Origin of the sequence: Streptomyces sp. NPDC008317 (assembly GCF_042955955.1) — a bacterium.
Classification (GTDB): Bacteria; Actinomycetota; Actinomycetes; order Streptomycetales; family Streptomycetaceae; genus Actinacidiphila.
On the sequence record NZ_JBIBFQ010000007.1, the window covers coordinates 363,304 to 382,868 of the forward strand.

Consider the following 19,565-nt stretch of genomic DNA (forward strand, 5'->3'; position numbering starts at 1 on the left):
GCGCTTAATAATCAGAGAGTCCATGATAAATAGGAAAGGATCCTATGTCTCGGGTGACTCTAGCTCTCGTCGGCGCCGGGCTGCGCGGACAGACCTACGCACGCCACGCGCAGGTCACCGGCACAGGGCGGGTGGTGGCACTGGCAGAACCCGATCCGGTGCGGCGCGCCGCCGCGGCCGAGGAGTTCGCCGTCCCGCAGGACCGGGTGTACGCCGACTGGTCGGAACTGGCGGCGGCGGGACGGCTCGCCGACGCCGCGATCGTGGCCACCCAGGACAGACAGCACACCGAACCGGCCGTCGCGCTGGCGGACCTCGGCTATCACGTGCTCCTGGAGAAGCCGATGGCCACCACCGAGGCCGAGTCCGCGGAGATCGCCGAGGCGGCCGAGCGGAACAAGATCATGCTCGCCGTCTGCCATGTCCTGCGGTACACCCCGTACACGCAGACGCTCAAGCGGATGCTGGACGAGGGCGCGATCGGCCGACTGGTCAGCGTCCAGCACCTGGAGCCGGTCGGCTGGTGGCACCAGGCGCACTCGTTCGTCCGGGGCAACTGGCGCCGCTCGGACACCTCGGCGCCGATGCTGCTCACCAAGTCGTGCCACGACATCGACTGGCTGGTGTACCTCTTCGGCCGCTCGCCGCGCCGGGTCAGCTCCTTCGGCAGTCTCACCCACTTCCGGGCCGAGGCCGCCCCCGCGGGCGCCGCCGCGCGCTGCACCGACTGCCCGATCGAGAGCACCTGCCCGTACTCGGCCAAGCGCCTGTACCTGGACTGTCTGGAGGACCCCGAGCGGCGCTACTGGCCGCTGTCCGCGGTCACCGAGGACCACACCGAGGCCGGTGTCCTTCAGGCGCTGCGCACCGGTCCCTACGGGCGCTGCGTCTACGCGTGCGACAACGACGTCGTCGACCACCAGGTGGTCTCGATGGAGTTCGACGACGGCGCCACCTGCTCGTTCACGATGAGCGCCTTCACCCCGCAGGAGCACCGCAGGACCCGGCTGCTGGGCACCCACGGCTATCTCGACGGCGACGGCGTCACCATCAGGACGGTCGACTTCCGTACCGGCGAGGAGGGCGTCGTGGACACCAGCACCACCGCGGGCGCCTCGGCCGCGGACGGTCACGGCGGGGGTGACGAGGCGCTGATGGACGCCTTCCTGGAGGCGGTCGCCACCGGAGACGGCGGCGTCCTGAAGTCCGACGCGGCGGCGAGTCTGGCCAGCCACCGCGTGGTGTGGGCCGCGGAGGAGGCCAGGACGACCGGCACCGTCGTCGCGCTCGCGTCCGCGGTCTGAGGAGCCGCGCCCCGGAGAAAACCGGCCCGTGCCCCGGAGCAGACCGGCCCGCGCCCCGGAGAAAACCGCACGGCGCCCCCGGACACGACCGGCCCGCGCGCCACCGCCGGTCAGTCGGCCACCGGACGCCGCACCCCCGTCGTGGACTCCCCCACCTCCAGCCGGTACGGGGCCACGTGCACCGCGTGCCCCGGCGGGGTCGCCGCGCCGATCCGGCCGGCCAGCGACGTGACGGCCAGCGAGGCGATGGCCGCTTTGTCGGGCACCACCGTCGTCAGCGAGGGAGTGGCGTAACGGCCCTCCTCGCTGCCGTCGACGCCGGCGACGGCCATGTCCCCGGGCACGGCGAGACCGGCCTCGTGGAAGGCCCGGATCGCGCCGACGGCCAGCATGTCGTTGAAGCAGAACACCGCGTCCGGGCGGCTCCCGGCGGGCAGGGCGGCCAGCGCGCGGCCCGCCCGCAGCCCGCTGCGCCGGTCGAACTCCTCGACCCGCGGCGCGAGTCGGGGGTCGAAGGACAGACCCGCCGCGTGCAGGGCGAGTTGGAAGCCCTCCAGGCGCTGCCTGCTGGTCGCCGAGCCCTGCCGGTCCACGCCGACGACGGCGAGCCGGGTCCGGCCGAGCGAGACCAGGTGGGCGGCGGCCTCACGGGCGGCGGCCACATTGTCGATCAGGACGTGGTCGGCGTGGAGTTGCTCCCGGCCGTCCTCGCGCTCGCCCAGCAGCACCAGCGGGAAACCGGCCGTGGTGGCGGCGAGTTGATCGAAGGGCACCCGGAGCGGGGAGAGGATCACGCCGTCGAGCAGGGCCGCGCCGAGCCCGGTGGCCAGCCGCAGCTCCTCGCGGGGGTCGCCCAGCGTCTCCTCGATCAGGACGGTGAGACCGATCCGGGACGCCTCGGTCCTGACGTGGTGGGCGAGTTCGGCGAAGTAGGGCGTGGCCAGGAACGGCACCGCCAAGGCGATCAGCCCGCTGCGGCCGGTGCGCAGCCGTACCGCCGACGGGTTCGGACGGTACCCCAGTTCGCTCACCGCGACCATGACGCGCTCTCGGGTGGCGGGGGCCACTCTCGACATTCCGCGTACAACGTTGGAAACAGTCTTGACTGAGACGCCCGCACGATCGGCGACGTCCTTGAGCCGCACTGCTGTCACGTACCCGCCCTTCTCGGAGACGCCTCATTGTAGGGCAGTTCAACGCAGAGCGTCCCGCAGACGCGTGCAGGCGGCAGTCGTCCGCGCCCAAAGGGTTGACCGCCAGGACACACACTGGTTACAACGTTGGAACAGCCGGGCGAAGGAACCACTGGCCGACCCTGCCGGGGGTCTCCGTGCGCCCGGACGCCGTGGGCGCGTGGCGGACCGCCGTCGCGCCCCCGGCGGTCGAGCGGCGGCCGGACAGCCCGTTCCCGCGCCACCGCCCGTGACGTACGCCAGCCTCACGAGAGGGCCCGCATGTCCCCGCACCGCCCGAATCTCCCGCTGCGCACCGCCGTGGTGGGCACCGGATCCATCGCCCGAGGAAGTCACCTGCCCGCGCTCGCCGCTGTGGCGGCGGAGGGCTCGGTGGAGATCGTCGCCATGGTCGACGTCGCCGAGGAGGCGGCCCGCGCCGCCGCCGAGGAGTTCTCCGTGCCGGGCGCCTTCACCGACCTCGACACCATGCTCGGCGAGGTACGCCCCGACCTGGTCGTCCTCTGCACACCGCCCTCGCTCCACCGGGAGCAGGCCGTCGCCGCGCTGCGGACCGGCGCCCATGTGTGGTGCGAGAAGCCGCCGTGCCCCTCGCTCGCCGACTACGACGCGGTGACGGCCGCCGCCGAGCGGGGCCCCGGCGCCCCGACCGCGGCCTTCGTCTTCCAGCACCGGTTCGGCTCCGGCGCCCGCCACGTCCGCGAACTGCTGCGCGAGGGGGCCTTCGGACGGCCGCTGGTCGCGCACTGCCAGACCACCTGGTACCGGGGCGCGGACTACTACGCCGTGCCGTGGCGCGGCCGTTGGGACACCGAGGGCGGCGGTCCCGCCATGGGGCACGGCATCCACCAGAACGACCTGCTGCTCGACCTGCTGGGCCCGTGGCGGGAGATCCGCGCGATGGCCGCCCGGCTGGTGCACGACGTGCAGACCGAGGACGTCTCCACCGCCCAGGTCCGGTTCGCGAGCGGCGCGGTCGCCACTGTCGTCAACAGCGTGCTCAGCCCCGACGAGGTCAGCCGGATACGGATCGACTGCGAGCTGGCGACCGTCGAGCTCACCCATCTCTACGGCTACCGCAACGCCGACTGGCGGATCACCCCGGCCCCCGGCGTCCCGGCGCGGACGGCACGGGCCTGGAACGACTTCGGCCCCGACGAACCCAGCTCCCACCTGGCCCAACTACGCGCCCTCGTCGCCGACATCCGGGCCGGAACCCCGCACCCGACCGGCGGCGAAGGCGGCCGCGGGATCGTGGAGTTCACCGCCGCGCTCTACAAGTCCGCCTTCACCGACGCCACCGTCCGGGCGGGCGAGATCGGCCCCGACGACCCGTTCTACGCCGCCATGCACGGCGGTGAACCCGACCGGCTGCCGGTCGGCGCCCGCGAGGAGGAGCAGGCCGCATGACGCTGTCGCTGACCCACGTCCACGACGACCGGATCACCGTGACCCACCGGGCCACCGGTACCGAGCTGTTCGCCTACGTGTACCGCCCGGAGGCCGCCTGGGAGGCGCCGAAGCCGTACCTCCACCCGATCCGCACCCTCGGCGGTGGTCTGGTCACCGACTACCGCCCGAACGACCACCGTTGGCACAAGGGCCTCCAGCTCACCGCCTCGCACCTGTCGGGTCAGAATCTGTGGGGCGGCAACACGTATGTGCACGGCGAGGGGTACGTGGCGCTGCCCGAGCGGATCGGCTCGATGGCGCACGTCGGCTTCGACGAGGTGTCGGCGGGTCCCGACGGCGTGGTGATCGCCGAGCGCCTGACCTGGCACCCGTACGACGGCTCTCTCTGGGCCGAGGAGGACCGCAGGATCGAGGTCACCGCCGAGGAGGGCGGTTGGACCCTGACCTGGTCCTCGGCCGTCACCAACCGGCGCGCCGAGCCGTTGCGGTTCGGCAGCCCCACCACCGCCGGGCGGCCCGACGCCGGTTACACCGGGCTGTTCTGGCGCGGGCCGCGCGCCTTCCGCGACGGGCACGCCTTCACCGCAGACGGCGACAGCGCCGAGCGCGACCTCATGGGTGAGCAGGCGCCGTGGCTCGCCTACAGCGGCGAGCACGACGGACGCGACGGACACGCCACCGTCGTCTTCGAGCACGCGCCGGGCAACGACCACGCGGGCGAGAAGGGCACCCACCCCGCGCACTGGTTCGTGCGCACCGACCCGTTCGCCGCGGTCGCCCCGTCCTTCGCCTTCCACGAGGAGCTGGTCCTGGCGCCCGGCGAGGTCCTGGACCGTACGTACCGCGTCCATGTCGCCGACGGCGCCTGGGACTGTGCGGCGGTCACCGCCCATCTGGAGCGGCACCCGTGGTGACGGCGGGCTACGACGGGTTCCCCGGGGCGGTCGCGGTCTCCCGGCTGAGCGTCTACGACTGGCCGACCGTGGACGGCAGGCCGGGCGGCGGCACCCCGCACCTCCATCTGACGTGCAGCGAGGGGTACGTGGTGACCGACGGCGAGGGCGCCGTGCAGACCCTGACCGCCTCCGGTTTCGAGGAGACCCCGCTGCGCGCGGGCACCGTGGCCTGGTTCACCCCCGGCACCATCCACCGGCTGGTCAACGGCGGCGGGCTGCGGATCACCGTCGTGATGCAGAACGGCGGACTCCCCGAGGCGGGCGACGCCGTCCTCACCCTGCCCCCCGACCGGCTGACCGACCCCGAGGTGTACGCGGCGGCGGTCCGGCTGCCGACGAGCGGGAGCGAGCGGGAGCTGGTCGGCGCGGCGCGGGCCCGCCGTGACCTCGCCACCCGCCGGTTCCTCGAGCTGCGCGACGCGCTCGCCGCGGGTGATCCGGAGCCGCTGGCCGCCTTCCACCGCGCGGCGGCCGAGCTGGTGCGGCCACGCCTGGCCGACTGGGAGCGGCGCTGGCGCGAGGGCGCCCGCGCGGCGGTGACCGCCACGCACGACCAGTTGGCCGCTCTCGGTGACGGCGACGCGCGCCATCTGGCCGACGCCCGTACCCACGCGAGCGGACCCGCCGCGACCGGACGGTTCGGGATGTGCGGCCGTCTCGACGTCTACCACGACGGGTGAGCCGAACGGCCCGTCGCCGTTCCCAGCCCCCGTGCGGCGGCGGGCGCCTCGTGCCACCGCTCCACCCACCCACCCACCCCGGAAAGGCCACCATGCCCGAGCCCCGAAGCGGCCGGCGTCGGTTCCTCCGCCGCCGAGCGGTCGCCACGGCGGTCGCCGCCGGTTGCAGCACCGTTCTGCTGGCCGCGCTCACCTCCTGCGGCGCCTCCGGCGCCTCGGGCGGTCACCTCACCCTCACCTTCTCCTGGTGGGGCAACGACGAACGCCAGGCCCGTACCGAGAAGGCGGTGCGCCTGTTCGAGAAGGCGCACCCGGACATCAGCGTCCAGATGTCCAACGCCGACTTCGGCTCCTACAAGCAGCGGCTGTCCACCCAGGCCGCGGGCGGCGGGATACCGGACCTGGCGCAGCTCGACTACCGCCAGATCTCCCAGTTCTCCACCGGCGGCGCGCTGCTCCCCCTGGACCGGTACGTCAAGGACGGCACCCTCGACACCGCCGAGATGGACACGTCCTTGGTGCGCACCGGCTACCTGGCGGGAAAGCAGTACGCGCTGCCGATGGGCCGCGGGATCACCGGTTACGTCTACGACGCCGACGTCTTCGACACCGCCGGTGTCTCGGCGCCGCAGCCCTCGTGGACCTGGCAGGACTGGGCCGAGGCCAGTGCGAGGATCGCCGGGCTGAAGCTGAAGTCCCCCGACGGGCGGACCGTGGCGGGCGGCAACGACGGCGGGAGCAACGAGGACGTCTTCGAGGACTGGTTGCGCAGCCACGGCAAGCAGCTCTACGCGAGCCCCACCGAGCTCGGCTACACCGAGGAGGACCTCGCCGACTTCTGGACCTTCTTCCACGAACTCCAGAAGGCGGGGGCGGTGGTCTCGGCCAAGGACAGCGCGCAGGCCGACGCGACGGGCATCAGCGCCTTCAGCCGCGGTCTGGACGCCATGGACTACTCCTGGGACGCGACCTTCACCGGCTTCACCAGCCCGACCGGGCACGCGATGCGCTTCGCGCCGGTGCCCACCATCGACGGCAAGGCGGGGTCGTACTTCAAGCCGACGATGCTGATCGGCATCGGCGCCCACTCGAAACACCCGCAGGAAGCGGCCCAGTTGATGAACTTCCTCCTCAACGACCCGCAGGCGGGCGACATTCTGGGCGTCACCCGCTCCCAGCCGCCCAATCAGAAGATCGCCGCCGAGGTGAACAGCAAGCTGACAGGACCGGAGTTGAAGGTCTGGCAGTTCGACGAGGTGATGCAGAAGTACGGCGTACGGCCGCCGCCGTCCGCGCCTCCCAAAGGTGACGTCGCGATCCAGAGCGCCTTCGTCCGCGAGTACCAGCGGGTGGAGTTCGGCCTGGCGTCGCCCGCGAAGGCGGCCCATGAGCTGGTCGTCCAGGCGAAGCAGGAGTTGGAGTCATGAGCGTCGCACGGATCGAGGCGGCCGAGGCCGCCGGGCGGGCCGAGGACACGCCGGGACCGGACCGGCGCACCCGCCGCGGCCGGGAGGCGCGCTGGCCCGCGTATGTGTTCCTCACCCCGTGGATGATCGGCGCGGTCGCGGTGACCCTGGTGCCGATGGCGGTCTCCCTCTATCTCTCCTTCACCAGTTACGACATGCTCTCCACCCCGCACTGGGTGGGCCTGCGCAACTACTCGGAGATGCTGACCGCCGACCCGCGGTTCTGGCGGTCGGTCCTGACCACCCTGAAGTACGTGGTGATCGCCGTCCCGCTCAAGCTGGCCCTCGCGCTGGGCGCCGCGATGCTGCTCAAGCGGCTCAGCAGCCGGGGCCGGGGTTTCTACCGGTCGGCGTTCTACGCCCCGTCCCTGCTCGGCGCGAGCATGTCGATCGCGCTGGTGTTCCGGGCGCTGTTCAACGACGGCGGCACGATCGACAACGTCCTCGGCACCTTCGGCATCCACATCGGCGGCTGGGTCGGCAATCCGCATCTGGCGACCTACGTCGTGGTGCTGCTGACCGTCTGGCAGTTCGGCGCCCCCATGGTCATCTTCCTGGCCGGTCTCCAGCAGATCTCGCCGGAGCTGTACGAGGCGGCGGCGCTCGACGGGGCGGGCGCCTGGCGGCAGTTCGTGTCCGTCACGGTGCCGATGCTCTCGCCGGTGGTCTTCTTCAACCTGGTGCTCGAAGTGATCCAGTCCTTCCAGGTCTTCACGCCCGCCTTCGTCGTCAGCGGCGGCAACGGCGGACCGGCCGACTCGACGCTCTTCTACACGCTCTATCTGTACGAGCGCGGCTTCACCGCCTCGCACATGGGCTACGCCTCGGCCATGGCCTGGCTGATGCTGCTCGCCATCGCGGCCGTCACCGCGGTGCTGTTCAAGACCTCCCGGTCCTGGGTGTTCTACGCGGACGAGGCGGAACGATGAATCTGACCCTGCGCCGCCGGCTGCCCCACACGGTCGCCCTGATCGCGCTGCTCGCCCTGCTCTACCCGCTGCTCTGGCTGCTGGTGACGTCCGTCAAGCCCGCCGACGAGGTGGTGACCAGCGTCGACCTGTGGCCCCGGCACTTCGAGTGGAGCAACTACAGCACCGCGCTCGACGGTGTCTCGGGCGTGTCGGTGACCCGGCTGCTCGGCAACAGCATGCTGATCGGCCTCGGTTCGGTGATCGGCACGGTGACGTCCTGCTCGCTGGCCGCGTACGCCTTCGCGCGGCTGCGGTTCCGGATGCGCGGCCCGATGTTCGCCTTCACCGTGGCCACGCTGATGCTGCCGCAGCACGTGGTGCTGATCCCGCAGTACATCATCTTCAACAAGCTCGGCATGATGAACACCTACTGGCCGCTCATCCTGCCCAAATTCCTCGCGGTGGACGCGTTCTTCGTCTTCCTCATCGTGCAGTTCATGCGCAATCTGCCCAGGGACCTGGAGGAAGCGGCCAGGATCGACGGCTGCGGCCCGTTCCGCTCGTTCTTCCACATCGTCCTGCCGCTGAGCCGGCCCGCGCTGATCACCACCGCGATCTTCTCGTTCATCTGGTCCTGGAACGACTTCTTCGCCCAGATGATCTACCTGCTCTCGCCGGAGAAGGCCACCATCACGCTGGCGCTGCGGAGCTTCGTCGACCAGTCGAGCACCTCCGCCTACGGGCCCATGTTCGCCATGTCGGTGATCTCCGTGCTGCCCATCGTGCTGTTCTTCCTCGTGTTCCAGCGCTATTTGGTGCAGGGCATGGCCACCTCGGGACTGAAGAGCTGAGGAGGACCGATGAGTCACCCACCCGTCGTTTCCCGCCGGGCCCACCGCGAGCCGGGCGAGGTGTTCGGCTCCGGCTTCACCCTCTTCGCCGACATGCTGCTGGTGGGCGTGGTCACCGCCGTGGCCTGCCTGCCGGTGGTCACCGCACCGGCGGCGCTCTCCGCCGCCTGCGCCGTGTTCCGCCGGACCGCGGCGAACGGCGTGCAGGTCCGGCTCGGCGACCTGCTGGCCGAGGTACGAGCCCGGCTGACCCTGCCCGCGCTGCTCAAGGGCCTGGTGCCGCCCGCGTTCGCCGTGCTGTTCCTGCTCGACGAGGAACTGCTGCGCTCCGGGCTGCCCGGCGCGGCCCTCATGGCGCCGGTCCTGATGCTGCTCGCCCTCGGCGCGGCGGCCGTCGGCCTGCGCGCGGTCGCCCTGGACGGACCGCACCGGCTCTCGGGCCGCGAGGCCCTGGCGCGTTCCCTGGCCGACCCGCGCGGCACCGCCCTGCTGGCCGGAGCCGTCGTCCTGGCGGCGCTGCTGCTGTGGGCCATGCCCGTCCTCCTGCCGCTGCTGCCCGGCCCGTTGGCGTTCGCCGCGACCGCCGTGGACCTGCGGCGCCCCGCCGACCCGTACGACCGCTGACCGGCGCTCCCGGCCGCCGCCCGCGTCCCGCCATCCGTCAAGACTCACCCCCGGAGCACTCCCCCATGCCCCTCACACACCTCGACGCGGCCGGTCACCCCCGGCCGCAACTGGTCCGCGACCCCGACTGGCACGACCTGTGCGGCCCCTGGCTCTTCGCCCACGACGACGCCGACACCGGGCGCGCCGAGCGCTGGATGGACCCGGCGGTCACCGAGCCCTTCACCACGACGATCACCGTCCCGTACCCGCCCGAGTCCAAGGCGTCCGGCGTCCACGACACCGGCCACCACCCGGTGGTCTGGTACCGCCGCTCCCTCGATCTGCGCCGGCCCGCCTCCGGCCGCCTACTGCTGCACTTCGGCGCGGTGGACTACCGCGCCGAGGTGTGGCTGGACGGGCGGCCGGCAGGGCGGCACGAGGGCGGGCACACCGGGTTCACCTGCGACCTGACGGACGTTCTCGACGGCGACGGCGAGCATGTGCTCGTGGTCCGCGCGGAGGACCAGCCGCTGGACGCGGCGCAGCCACGGGGCAAGCAGGACTGGCGGCGCGACCCGCACGTCATCTGGTACGAGCGCACCACCGGGATCTGGCAGCCGGTGTGGCTCGAAGAGGTCCCCGAGGAGCACGTCACCGTCCTGCACTGGCTGCCCGACGTCGCCCACGCCCGGGTCGGCTGCCGGGTCCGCCTCAGCCGCTGGCCGCGCGGCCCGCGCGACCTCACGGTCCGCCTCACCGTCGGCGAGCGGGTGCTGGCCGAGCAGCGGATCCGTACCGAGGGCCAGGAGACCGCCTTCGACATCTCCGTCCCCGCGCTGCGGCACGGCCAGGACCTCGACGACCTGCTGTGGCGCCCGGAGAAGCCGCACCTGGTGGACGCCACCGTGACGGTCACCGACCCCGCCGACGGGGCCCGCCTCGACCAGGTCTCCTCCTACCTGGGCCTGCGCGACCTCGGCTGGGACGACGGCGTCTTTTTGCTCAACCACCGGCCGTACTTCCTGCGCATGGCGCTCCAGCAGGGCTACTGGCCCGAGTCCCACCTCGCCGCGCCCGGGGAGGCGCTGCGCCGGGACGTGGAACTCGCCAAGGAACTGGGGCTCAACGGGCTGCGGATCCACCAGAAGATCGAGGACCCGCGGTTCCTGTACTGGGCCGACCGGCTCGGCCTGCTGCTCTGGGAGGAGATGCCGTCGGCCTACGTGTTCGGCGCGCCGACCGTGGAGCGGGTGGCGCACGAGTGGACCGAGGCGATCCGCCGGGACCTCAGCCATCCCGCGATCGTCGCCTGGGTCCCGGTCAACGAGTCCTGGTCGGTGCCGAATCCGGCGCTGGTGCCGGAGCAGCGGCACTTCATGGACGCGCTGTACCACCTGACGAAGGCGCTCGACCCGACCCGGCCCGCCGTCTCCAACGACGGCTGGGAGCTGTCGGCGGCCGACATCTGGGGCGTCCACGACTACAGCCAGCACGCCTCGGTCCTGGCCGACCGCTACGGCCACGCGGCCCTGCGCCAGGGCGCGTTCACCGAGCGGTGGCCCGCGGGCAAGCGGCTCACCCTGGAGGGCGTACGCCACCAGGGCCAGCCGGTGGTGCTGAGCGAATTCGGCGGCGCCACCTTCGAACCGGCCGACGGCGAGAACTGGTTCGGGTACGACACGGTGGCCACCGAGGAGGACTTCACCGCGCGCCTCGACGCCCTGGTGACCGCCGCCGTCGACTCCGGCCTGGCCGGCTTCTGCTACACCCAGTTGACCGACACCCTCCAGGAGACCAACGGCCTGCTCACGGCGGAGCGCGAGCCGAAGGTGCCGACGGAGACGGTGCGCGCGATCGTGGGACGGCCGCGGACGCTCGGATGAGACGGAGGGCGCCGCCCCGACGCCGCTCAGCCGGAGCCGGGGAGGCGTCGGGGCAGGCGTCGGGGCAGGCGTCGGGTGCGCCACCGTTCTGCGGCGTCGGTCAGCCGCCAGTCGTGAAGACCGGTTCCAGATCGGCCCATCGGTCGGCGGTCGCGTACACGGGGATGAGGTCCAGCGGCGCGGCCCGTTCGACGACCCGGCCGCCGGCGTGGGTCCGCCCGGTCCAGACGTCGACCCAGTCGCCGTGCGGCAGATAGACCTCACGGCCGGTGGCGCCCGGCTCGGTGACCGGAGCGACCAGGAGCGCGGAGCCGAGCCGGAACTGGTCGGGGAAGTCCCAGATGCGCCGGTCCCGGGGATCGTCGAAGAACATCCCGCGCATCAGCGGCTTCCCCTGTGCCAGACCGGTGCGGGTCTCCTGCGCCAGGTACGGCACCAGCCGCTCGCGCAGGTGGGTGTAGGTCCGGGAGATCTCCAGCACGCGCGGGTCGCCAGAGCGGTCCGCGATGTTCCACGGCGTACGGTCGCGCAGCGGCAGCCGGTGGTGGTTGTACTCCGAGTGGTACTGCATGATCGGCATAAAGCAGGACGCCGCGAGGGCCCTGACGTACAGCTCGGCGTCCGGGACGTCCCCGGAGAACCCGGCGATGTCCCAGCCCCAGTAGACGATGCCGCAGGCCGAGGCGGTGATGCCGGCGGTGAGGGAGTGCCGGTAGGCGTCCCAGGTGGAGTCCTCGTCGCCCGCCCAGAAGACGCTCGCGTTCTGCGAGCCGGTGAACCCGGCACGGCTGAAGGTGACCGGCGCCTTGCCGCACTCCCGCAGCAACTCGCCGTACGCGCGCGGGTATTCGACGGTGAACAGATTGTTGGTCAGCGCGCCCGTCGTGCCGTCGTCGTACCGCAGGTCGTCGCCCCAGGCGTGTTCGCCGCCGTCGGTCTTGAAGCCGTCGACGCCGACCTCCTCCACCAGATAACGTCGCTTGGCGAGCCACCACTGGCGTGCCTTGGGGTGGGTCAGGTCCGGCATCAGCGCCTGGGGGAACCACCAGCCCCTGTTGCGGTAGGGCCGCGTGCCGCCCTCCTCCATGACGGTGTACCCGTGCTCGATCATCGCGCGGGCGTCGGCGGCGGCCTGGCCGCGCGGCGCCGGGCGCGTCTTCATCAGCGGGATCTGCCAGAGCAGCACCTTGATGTCGCGGCTGTGCAGCTCGTCGACCATGCCCTTGGGGTCGGGCCAGGCGCCGTCCGGCGGGAAGGTGAAGTCGGCCAGGCGGTGCGGAGCGCCGTCCTCCGTGACCGGGTACCGCGCGTCCCGGAAGGCGGTGAAGGTCGCCTCGTCGCTCCACGCCTCGATGACCAGCGCTCCGACCGGGATGTCCTCGTCGCGGTGGCGGTCCATCTCGGCCATCACCCTTTGCTGGGTGTTCCATTCGTTGCCGCTGGCCCACAGGCGGAAGACCCAGTCGGGCAGTTCCTCGGGGCGTCCGGCCTCGTCGAGGAAGGCGGACAGCAACTCGTGGGGCGCGCCGCCGAAGCAGACCGTCTCGACCGCGCCGTCCGGCGGGGTCTGCGCCTCGATCCACAGCAGGTCCGGGTCGCTCGCCGCGATGTCGTACCAGGTGCGCCGCGAAGTGCGGACGTGGAAGGCCCAGTTGTCCGCGCCGTCCCCGCCGAGCACCATCGCGAACGGCATGGGCAGGTACGTACGGGTGGTGAAGCCCTGCCCCTTGTACTGCTCGAAGACCTGGGCGTCCAGGGTGTGTCCGCGTTGGTCGACGGCGTTGTAGCGCTCGCCGAAGCCGACCACATGCGCGTCGGGCGCCAGCCGCAGCGCGAAGCGGACCCGCAGCACCGTGCCGTCGGCGGCCACCAGGCGGGAGGCGGACCCCTCGACCAGTCGGCCGGTGTCCGCGGTGACCCGCAGCAGCGCGGCCCCCTCGCGCCACACCGCGGGGGCGACGGTGTGCCAGGACGTGGCACGGGTGCGGCCGTCGCGGTGCCTGGCCACGAAGCGGTAGCGGGCGGCCGTGCCCTCGGCGAGCGGGGCGGGGCGGACGACCCAGCGGGTACGGTCGCCGCGCCCGCTCGCGGCCGCCGCGAGGTGACTGTCCGAGTCTCCGCCGTTGTCACCGGCCGGGTCGGTGCCGCCTTCGACGGCGGCGGTCAGCGCGGTGACGCCGTCACCGGCGTCCCACTCGCACACCACGGCCTCGACATCGGCTCCGGTGGAGGCGCGTACCTCGAACGGCTCACCCGCCGACGGGATCACGGGCACGCGCTGGTCGTCGGTCGGCTCGTAGGGGTGGCCCGAGCCGTGCGGACGGTGGCGGATCATACGGAGACTCCGAGTTCATGGGCGAGGATGAGGTACATGGCGTGGGACCAGAGCAGCGGGGTGGCGTTCGGCCCCCACCGCTCCTCCCACTCCGCGAGGTGTTCCGGCGCCAGCAGGCGTACGCCCGGGGCCTGTTCCGGCAGCAGTCCGTCGGCGGTGGACCGCGAGGCGATCCACTCCAGCTCGCGCAGGGCGTCGCCGGTACGGCCGACGCGTGCGTAGTGCCACCCGAGCAGCCCGGCGAGCACGGGCCACTGGCCGCCGCCGTAGAAGACGTCCTGGAGGTAGCGGTGCACGCCGCCTTCGGGCTCCACCAGGTCGCGCTCGATCGCGGCGAGCGTCGCGCGCGCGACTGGTCCCGCCGGGTCCACGGAGCCGAACGGGGTCAGGCAGGCCAGCAGGCTCGCGTCCACCGCCGCCCCGCCCAGCCACTTCGCCAGGCCGCCGCCGTACAGGCCCTGTTCGCGGACGAGGGTGTCGATCCGGGTGACCGTGGGTCCGCAGCGCCCCGCCGTGTCGAGCCCTGCCGCGCCGACTGCCGCGAGGCCGCCGCGGATGGCGCCGAGCGTGGCCCCGTGCCGGTGCTCCTTGGACTCCTCCCACCAGTCGTAGCAGGGCAGGTCCCAGGTCGCGGCGAGGTAGCCGACGGTGAGGCGGATCGCCTCGCGGTAGGGGGCGGGGTCGCCGCCGTGCCGGCGCAGGTGCTCGGTGAGCGCCCACAGCCAGGTGCCGTAGCCGTCGGTCTGGAAGTCCCACCAGCCGACGTCCCCGGTGTCCGCGCCGTCCAGGGTGTACCGGGTGGGCAGCAGATCGGCCTCGGCGGGCTGTCCTCCCGCCGCCCGTACGGCGATGATCCGCTCGATACGGGAGGCGCGGTCCGTGATCACCTTGGCGCACCACCGGTGGAAGGCGTCGGCGGAACCGGTCGCGCCGTACCGTGAGGCGGCCTCCGCGACGAACGAGCCGTCGCGGAACCAGGAGTAGCGGTAGACCTCGTAGCCGGGGCAGGCCGGGTACGCCCCGGAGGCGGCCTGGTGGGCGGTGATCACCTCCAGGCTGCGGCGGGCGAGGCGCGCGTGGCCGGGTGACTGCGTCGTGGAGGTGGACAAGGCTGGTGTCTCCTAAGCGGGCGATACGGGTGTCGCCGGGTGTGGCGGAGGGGTGCGGGGAGCGGGGGGTTCGGGCGCCCGCGCGAGTGTCAGGTCTCCCGTGGGCGCCCGAAGTCTCACTTCAGCAGGGCGGTGACCTGCGCAGTCGCCTGCGACAGCGCCTTGGCGACGTCGGTCCGGCCGGCGGCGGCGTTGGTGAGGGCGTTGTTGATGATGTCCTGCATCTGCTGCTGCTTGGCGATGACGGGCGAGGCGGCCTGGTTCTTCAGGGAGTCGAAGACGGCCTGGCGGTTGGCCGGCTTGCCCGCGGTGAGGTATCCGGCGACCTTGCCGGTGTCGGACAGCGGCGGGAGCTCCCAGGAGGAGTCGACGCGGGTCTTCGCGGTGATGTCGGACGTGGTCAGGTAGTTCAGCCACTTGAAGGCCGCGCCGGAGTGCGCGGTGGCCTTGGAGACGGCGACGGAGTTCTGGAAGACCGCGCTGGCCTTGTGGGTGTCACCGGGTTCGACGGCCACGTCCCAGCCGAAGGGGACGTCCTTCAGGGCGCTGAACTGCCAGTTGCCGTTGTGCCACATGGCGAGCTTGCCGGCCTTGAAGAGGTTGGTGTCGAAGTCGGGGGTGCTCGCGCTCTTCGCGGCGTCGGGCATCGTCCGGTTGTTCTTGCCGATCAGCCATCTCGCGGCGGCGACGCCCTGTGGGCTGTCGAAGGTCGCTCTCGCGCCGTCGGCGGAGAAGAAGGAGCCGCCCGCCTGGTCGAGGGCCTTGGTGAACTCGTTGAAGCTGATGGGCTGGTAGTCGCCCCATACGCCCTTGGCGCGGTCGGTGAGCTTGAGCGCGGCGGCCTGCTCGTCCTTCCAGGTCCAGTCAGCGGTGGGGACGGGGACGCCGGCCTTGGCGAAGAGGTCCTTGTTGTAGATGAGGACCACGGTGGAGAAGGACTCCGGCAGCGCGTACTGCTTGCCCTTGTACTGTGCCGCTTCGAGGTTGGCCGGGGCGTACGCCGATGCCTTGTAGGCCGGTTCCTCGGCGGCGGGGTCCGTCAGGTCGAGCAGGGCGCCGGAGGAGGCGTAGGTGACCAGGCTCTGCTGGTCGAGTTCGAAGGTGTCGGGCGCGGTGCCGCCGGCGATCGAGGTCTGGAGCGTCGTGGCGTAGTTGGCGTAGGGGACGGCCTGGACCTGGATCTTGACGGTGGGGTTCTGCTTCTCGAACGCGGCGACGATCGTGTCGAGGTCCTTGGTGTGGTCGGGGGCGGAGGAGAACGTCATGTAGCGGACGGTGGTCACACCGTTGTCCGAGGTCGTTCTGGTGGCGGAGCCCTGGGAGCAGGCGCTGGTCAGGGCCAGTGCCGCGAGACCGGTGGCGAGGGTGATGTGGCGGGTGCGCATGGCGGATTCCTCGGGGTTGTGGCGAGTGGGAGGGTGTTCGGGAGGTGCGCCGGGGGGCGGGGCCGCTCGGGCGGCCGGCTACTTCAGGCCCGACTGGGCGACGCTCTGGACCACGTGCTTCTGGGCGAAGAGGTAGATGGCCATGATCGGGAGGGTGCTGAGGACCGATCCGGCCATCACCACGTTCCACTGGGTGCCGAACTGGCCCTGGAGGTCGGCCAGTGCCAGCGGGAGGGTCTTGAACTCCGGCGAGCGGATGATGACCAGCGGCCACAGGAGGCTGTTCCAGCTGGCCATGAAGGCGAAGACGGAGAAGGTCGCGAGCGACGGGCGTACCAGCGGCAGCACCACAGAGCCGAAGATCCGCAGGTGTCCCGCGCCGTCCAGCCGGGCCGCCTCGTCCAGTTCGCGGGGTACGGCGTCCATGGCCTGGCGCAGCAGGAAGACTCCGAAGCCCGAGGCGAGGGTCGGGGCGAGCAGGGCGAAGTAGGTGTCGACCAGATTCAGGGCCTTCATCTCCGCGAAGAGCGGGACGATCAGGACCTGGAGCGGGATCATCATGGTGGCGAGGTAGAGGGCGAAGACCAGGCCCCTGCCGCGGAAGCGCAGCCGGGAGAAGGCGTACGCGGCCATGGAGCTGGTGATCAGCTGCACGACCGTCGAGACCAGGGCCAGGCAGAGGCTGTTGACGGCGACCCGGGTGAAGGGCATCGCGCGGAAGAGGCTGCGGTAGCCGTCCGCGCTGACGGTGTCGGGTATCAGGGAGGGGGCGGAGATCCCGCTGCCGTGCGGTTGCAGCGAGGTGATCAGCACCCACAGGAACGGGAAGAGCATTCCGGCCGCCCCGAGGACGACCAGGGCGGTGACGCCGGCGGCCCGCAGCCGTCGGCGGGTGCTCGTGCGCGGGCCGCGGTCCGCGGTACGGGACGGCGGGACGCGAGGGAGGTCCGCCGCGGGCGCGGGCTGTCGGGCGGGGGTCGTGGTCAGTTCAGGCATGGGTCACCCACCGCCGCTGGACTCGGGTCATGACCGCGGTGACGGCCATCATCACGGCGAAGAGCAGCCAGGACAGCGCCGAGCCGCCGCCGACCTGCCCGTACCGGAAGGACAGGTCGTAGACCTCCTCGACGACGGTGCGCGAGGACCCGGCGGGGCCGCCGCCGGTCATCACGAAGACCTGGTCGAACACCTGGAAGCCGTTGATCAGGGAGATGAGGACGACGAAGTAGGTGGAGGGCGAGAGCAGCGGAAGCGTGATGCGCCGGAACCGCTGCCAGGCGTTCGCTCCGTCGATGGTGGCCGCTTCGTACAGCTCCCGCGGGATCGCCTGGAGCCCTGCCAGCAGGATGACCATGACGAAGCCGAGGTCCTTCCACGCCGAGGCGAGGATCACCGAAGGCAGCGCCCAGGTCGGTGAGGCCCACCAGTCGGGGGTGGGCAGGCCCACGCCGCCCAGGACCCGGTTGAGCAGTCCCCCGTCGGGGCTGAGGATCCACTTCCAGGTCAGCGAGACCATCACCCAACTGGTGATGACCGGCAGGAAGTAGACCGACCGCAGGACGCCGCGGCCCCGCATGCGGCGGTTGAGGGCGAGCGCCAGGACCAGGCCGCCCACGTACACCAGCGGGAGGTAGCCGGCGATGAAGTACACGGTGTGCAGGAACGCGACCCGGGTGTCGCCGTCGCCCAGCAGGTGGCGGTAGTTGGCGAATCCGACCCAGCGCATCGGGGAGATCAGGTCCCAGGAGTGGAGGCTGATCCACAGCGAGGAGACCATCGGCGCGAAGGTGAACAGCAGCAGCGGGACGGCGCTCGGTGCCAGGAAGAACAGCACCGCGCCGCGGTTGCGCCACTTCCGCCGTCGGGCGGCGGCGGCTGCCGGGACGGACGCCGGGGCGGACACCGGTCCCCGGCCAGGGCGTACGGAAAGGGGGCCGATGGTCATCTGGCGCTCCGTTCGACCGCCGCGCCGCCGAGCCCGTGGATCCGTCGGCGCGGATCGACGCTGCCGACGCCGCCGTCCAGGGACGCGGCGAGCACCAGGGCGGCGGCGCCCTGCGCCCAGATGGTGTCCGTGTACGGCTCGACGGTGATCGCCAGTTCCCGGGCGCGGCGGGGGGCGTGGCGTTCGAACGCCTCCCGGACACCCGGTTCCCACCAGGGCCAAGAGCGGGTCCCCTCCCCCATGACCACGATCTCCTGCGGGTCCAGGAGCGTGGCGAGTCCCGCCAGTTGGCGGCCCAGGAGCTGTCCGGCCTCGCGCAGGATGCGACGTGCCGTCGCCGTACGGTCATCGGCGCCGCCCGAGTCGTTGGCGCCGTCCGCACCGTCCGAGCCGTCCGCACCGTTGGCGCCGTCCGCACCGTTGGCGCCGTCCGAGCCGTTCGCGAGGTCCGCGAGGTCGGCGGGCGTGGCGCCCTCGCCGAGGATGCCGGCCGAGCGCGCCGTACGGAGCAGGGCGTCGTCGCTGATCAGGGCTTCCAGGCAGCCGCGATTCCCGCAGGTGCACGGCGGCCCGTCCGGATCGACCGGGACGTGGCCGAAGTCTCCGGCGCCCCCGTGGGCGCCCCGGTAGACATGGCCGCCCGCGACGACGGCCAGGCCGATGCCGCGGCCGATGGTGACCACCAGGAAGTCGTTGAGGCTGCGTCCCCGCCCGTACAGGCGCTCACCGCTGCCCAGGGCGTTGACGTCGTTCTCCACCAGGACGGCGAGCCCCAAGGAGGCGCCGAGCATGGTGCCGAGCGGCACGTTCTCCCAGTTCAGCATCGCCGCGTCCACGACCCCGCTGTCCGGGCGGTCGACGGTGCCGGGCACGCCCACTCCTATCCCCAGCAGCGGGGGCACCCCCTGCGCGGACTCGGTGAACGGACGCAGGAGTTCGGCGATCGCGGGCACCGCCTCCAGCGCCGTGGCATCGAAGGGGACCGTCATGGTCTCCGTGACCCGTCCGTCCAGCCGCATGTCGACCAGCGCGACGTGGTCGACGGCCACCTTGACGCCCAGCGCCCGGCCGGCGCTGCCGACCAGACCGATCAGCCGACCGCGACGGCCGCCCCGGGAGGGCTCCTGCCGGTCGAGCTCTTCGATCACTCCTTGCGTCAGCAGCCGCCGCGTCACCTGGGTCAGCGTCGCCGGACTCATCCCGAGGTCCCGCGCGAGCGCGGCCCGCGACATCGGCCCTGCCCTGCCCAGCAGTGCCAGCACGGCGGTGCTGGTGAGATCCTCGCCCGACGACCCGTTCATTCGCACTCTTTCTTTACTGGATAAATAAACTGCCTGAACGTTAGAGCGGGCTCACGACCACGTCAACCCCCGGTTTCCATGACGTTTCGGCCACCGCCGGGCGCGCGTCCGCCGCGGCCCGCGCACCGGCGCGCCCGGTGGGACGCCTGGGGCGTCAGTGCTGCCGGAGTGCGGGCTGTCGGACGGTGTTGGCGCGGCCTATAGTGCGGTTGCGACGATGCGACGCG

The 19,565-nt window shown here is 72.0% G+C and carries 16 protein-coding genes; 9 read left to right on the forward strand and 7 right to left on the reverse strand.

Annotation, left to right across the window (positions count from 1 at the left end):
* The first annotated feature begins 44 nt into the window (after positions 1-44).
* A complete protein-coding gene (locus ACFY9V_RS24260) occupies positions 45-1,304 on the forward strand; it encodes a Gfo/Idh/MocA family oxidoreductase (protein ID WP_355335498.1) in 1,260 nt (419 codons plus the stop codon).
* A 110-nt stretch (positions 1,305-1,414) separates the two neighbouring features.
* Here ACFY9V_RS24260 and ACFY9V_RS24265 read toward each other — a convergent pair whose 3' ends face one another.
* Entirely contained in the window at positions 1,415-2,458 is a 1,044-nt protein-coding gene (locus ACFY9V_RS24265; RefSeq protein ID WP_391162872.1) for a substrate-binding domain-containing protein, read from the reverse strand.
* Positions 2,459-2,758: 300 nt separating this feature from the next.
* Between ACFY9V_RS24265 and ACFY9V_RS24270 the strand changes: the two genes are divergently transcribed.
* The 8 genes from ACFY9V_RS24270 to ACFY9V_RS24305 all read left to right on the forward strand — a co-directional run bounded on the left by ACFY9V_RS24270 (position 2,759) and on the right by ACFY9V_RS24305 (position 11,263).
* Complete coding sequence (locus ACFY9V_RS24270) at positions 2,759-3,907, forward strand: Gfo/Idh/MocA family oxidoreductase (protein WP_391162873.1); 1,149 nt, start codon at positions 2,759-2,761, stop codon at positions 3,905-3,907.
* Positions 3,904-4,824: a DUF6807 family protein gene (locus ACFY9V_RS24275; protein ID WP_391162874.1), complete on the forward strand. Its 921-nt coding sequence runs from the start codon at positions 3,904-3,906 to the stop codon at positions 4,822-4,824. The genes ACFY9V_RS24270 and ACFY9V_RS24275 overlap by 4 nt, the downstream gene beginning before the upstream one ends.
* Positions 4,821-5,546, forward strand: a complete 726-nt coding sequence (locus ACFY9V_RS24280) for a cupin domain-containing protein (RefSeq protein ID WP_391162941.1) — start codon at positions 4,821-4,823, stop codon at positions 5,544-5,546. The genes ACFY9V_RS24275 and ACFY9V_RS24280 overlap by 4 nt, the downstream gene beginning before the upstream one ends.
* A 92-nt stretch (positions 5,547-5,638) precedes the next feature.
* Positions 5,639-6,973, forward strand: a complete 1,335-nt coding sequence (locus ACFY9V_RS24285) for an extracellular solute-binding protein (protein ID WP_391162875.1) — start codon at positions 5,639-5,641, stop codon at positions 6,971-6,973.
* Positions 6,970-7,941, forward strand: a complete 972-nt coding sequence (locus tag ACFY9V_RS24290; protein ID WP_391162876.1) for an ABC transporter permease subunit — start codon at positions 6,970-6,972, stop codon at positions 7,939-7,941. The genes ACFY9V_RS24285 and ACFY9V_RS24290 overlap by 4 nt, the downstream gene beginning before the upstream one ends.
* Positions 7,938-8,774: an ABC transporter permease subunit gene (locus ACFY9V_RS24295; RefSeq protein WP_391162877.1), complete on the forward strand. Its 837-nt coding sequence runs from the start codon at positions 7,938-7,940 to the stop codon at positions 8,772-8,774. Before ACFY9V_RS24290 ends, ACFY9V_RS24295 begins: the two co-directional genes overlap by 4 nt.
* 9 nt (positions 8,775-8,783) lie before the next feature.
* Positions 8,784-9,398: a hypothetical protein gene (locus ACFY9V_RS24300; protein ID WP_355335517.1), complete on the forward strand. Its 615-nt coding sequence runs from the start codon at positions 8,784-8,786 to the stop codon at positions 9,396-9,398.
* 65 nt (positions 9,399-9,463) lie between these two features.
* Entirely contained in the window at positions 9,464-11,263 is a 1,800-nt protein-coding gene (locus tag ACFY9V_RS24305; RefSeq protein WP_391162878.1) for a glycoside hydrolase family 2 TIM barrel-domain containing protein, read from the forward strand.
* Between the two features lie 100 nt (positions 11,264-11,363).
* Here ACFY9V_RS24305 and ACFY9V_RS24310 read toward each other — a convergent pair whose 3' ends face one another.
* The 6 genes from ACFY9V_RS24310 to ACFY9V_RS24335 all read right to left on the reverse strand — a co-directional run bounded on the left by ACFY9V_RS24310 (position 11,364) and on the right by ACFY9V_RS24335 (position 19,338).
* Complete coding sequence (locus ACFY9V_RS24310) at positions 11,364-13,598, reverse strand: TIM-barrel domain-containing protein (protein WP_391162879.1); 2,235 nt, start codon at positions 13,596-13,598, stop codon at positions 11,364-11,366.
* Positions 13,595-14,707, reverse strand: coding sequence for a glycoside hydrolase family 15 protein (locus tag ACFY9V_RS24315; protein ID WP_355335524.1), 1,113 nt, complete (start codon positions 14,705-14,707; stop codon positions 13,595-13,597). The genes ACFY9V_RS24310 and ACFY9V_RS24315 overlap by 4 nt, the downstream gene beginning before the upstream one ends.
* A 116-nt stretch (positions 14,708-14,823) precedes the next feature.
* Positions 14,824-16,092 (reverse strand): extracellular solute-binding protein, encoded by a 1,269-nt coding sequence (locus ACFY9V_RS24320; protein WP_391162880.1) that lies wholly within the window; start codon positions 16,090-16,092, stop codon positions 14,824-14,826.
* A 78-nt stretch (positions 16,093-16,170) separates the two neighbouring features.
* Entirely contained in the window at positions 16,171-17,088 is a 918-nt protein-coding gene (locus ACFY9V_RS24325; protein WP_391162881.1) for an ABC transporter permease subunit, read from the reverse strand.
* Complete coding sequence (locus ACFY9V_RS24330) at positions 17,081-18,037, reverse strand: sugar ABC transporter permease (protein ID WP_355335531.1); 957 nt, start codon at positions 18,035-18,037, stop codon at positions 17,081-17,083. The genes ACFY9V_RS24325 and ACFY9V_RS24330 overlap by 8 nt, the downstream gene beginning before the upstream one ends.
* Positions 18,034-19,338, reverse strand: coding sequence for an ROK family protein (locus tag ACFY9V_RS24335; protein ID WP_391162882.1), 1,305 nt, complete (start codon positions 19,336-19,338; stop codon positions 18,034-18,036). The genes ACFY9V_RS24330 and ACFY9V_RS24335 overlap by 4 nt, the downstream gene beginning before the upstream one ends.
* Positions 19,339-19,565: the final 227 nt, after the last annotated feature.

Bases quoted from the DNA above. Each gene is read 5' to 3' on its own strand.
- ACFY9V_RS24260 (WP_355335498.1), top strand. From the start codon at position 45: ATGTCTCGGGTGACTCTAGCTCTCGTCGGCGCCGGGCTGCGCGGACAG.
- ACFY9V_RS24270 (WP_391162873.1), top strand. From the start codon at position 2,759: ATGTCCCCGCACCGCCCGAATCTCCCGCTGCGCACCGCCGTGGTGGGC.
- ACFY9V_RS24275 (WP_391162874.1), top strand. From the start codon at position 3,904: ATGACGCTGTCGCTGACCCACGTCCACGACGACCGGATCACCGTGACC.
- ACFY9V_RS24285 (WP_391162875.1), top strand. From the start codon at position 5,639: ATGCCCGAGCCCCGAAGCGGCCGGCGTCGGTTCCTCCGCCGCCGAGCG.
- ACFY9V_RS24290 (WP_391162876.1), top strand. From the start codon at position 6,970: ATGAGCGTCGCACGGATCGAGGCGGCCGAGGCCGCCGGGCGGGCCGAG.
- ACFY9V_RS24295 (WP_391162877.1), top strand. From the start codon at position 7,938: ATGAATCTGACCCTGCGCCGCCGGCTGCCCCACACGGTCGCCCTGATC.
- ACFY9V_RS24300 (WP_355335517.1), top strand. From the start codon at position 8,784: ATGAGTCACCCACCCGTCGTTTCCCGCCGGGCCCACCGCGAGCCGGGC.
- ACFY9V_RS24305 (WP_391162878.1), top strand. From the start codon at position 9,464: ATGCCCCTCACACACCTCGACGCGGCCGGTCACCCCCGGCCGCAACTG.
- ACFY9V_RS24310 (WP_391162879.1), bottom strand. From the start codon at position 13,598: ATGATCCGCCACCGTCCGCACGGCTCGGGCCACCCCTACGAGCCGACC.
- ACFY9V_RS24320 (WP_391162880.1), bottom strand. From the start codon at position 16,092: ATGCGCACCCGCCACATCACCCTCGCCACCGGTCTCGCGGCACTGGCC.
- ACFY9V_RS24325 (WP_391162881.1), bottom strand. From the start codon at position 17,088: ATGCCTGAACTGACCACGACCCCCGCCCGACAGCCCGCGCCCGCGGCG.
- ACFY9V_RS24330 (WP_355335531.1), bottom strand. From the start codon at position 18,037: ATGACCATCGGCCCCCTTTCCGTACGCCCTGGCCGGGGACCGGTGTCC.
- ACFY9V_RS24335 (WP_391162882.1), bottom strand. From the start codon at position 19,338: ATGAACGGGTCGTCGGGCGAGGATCTCACCAGCACCGCCGTGCTGGCA.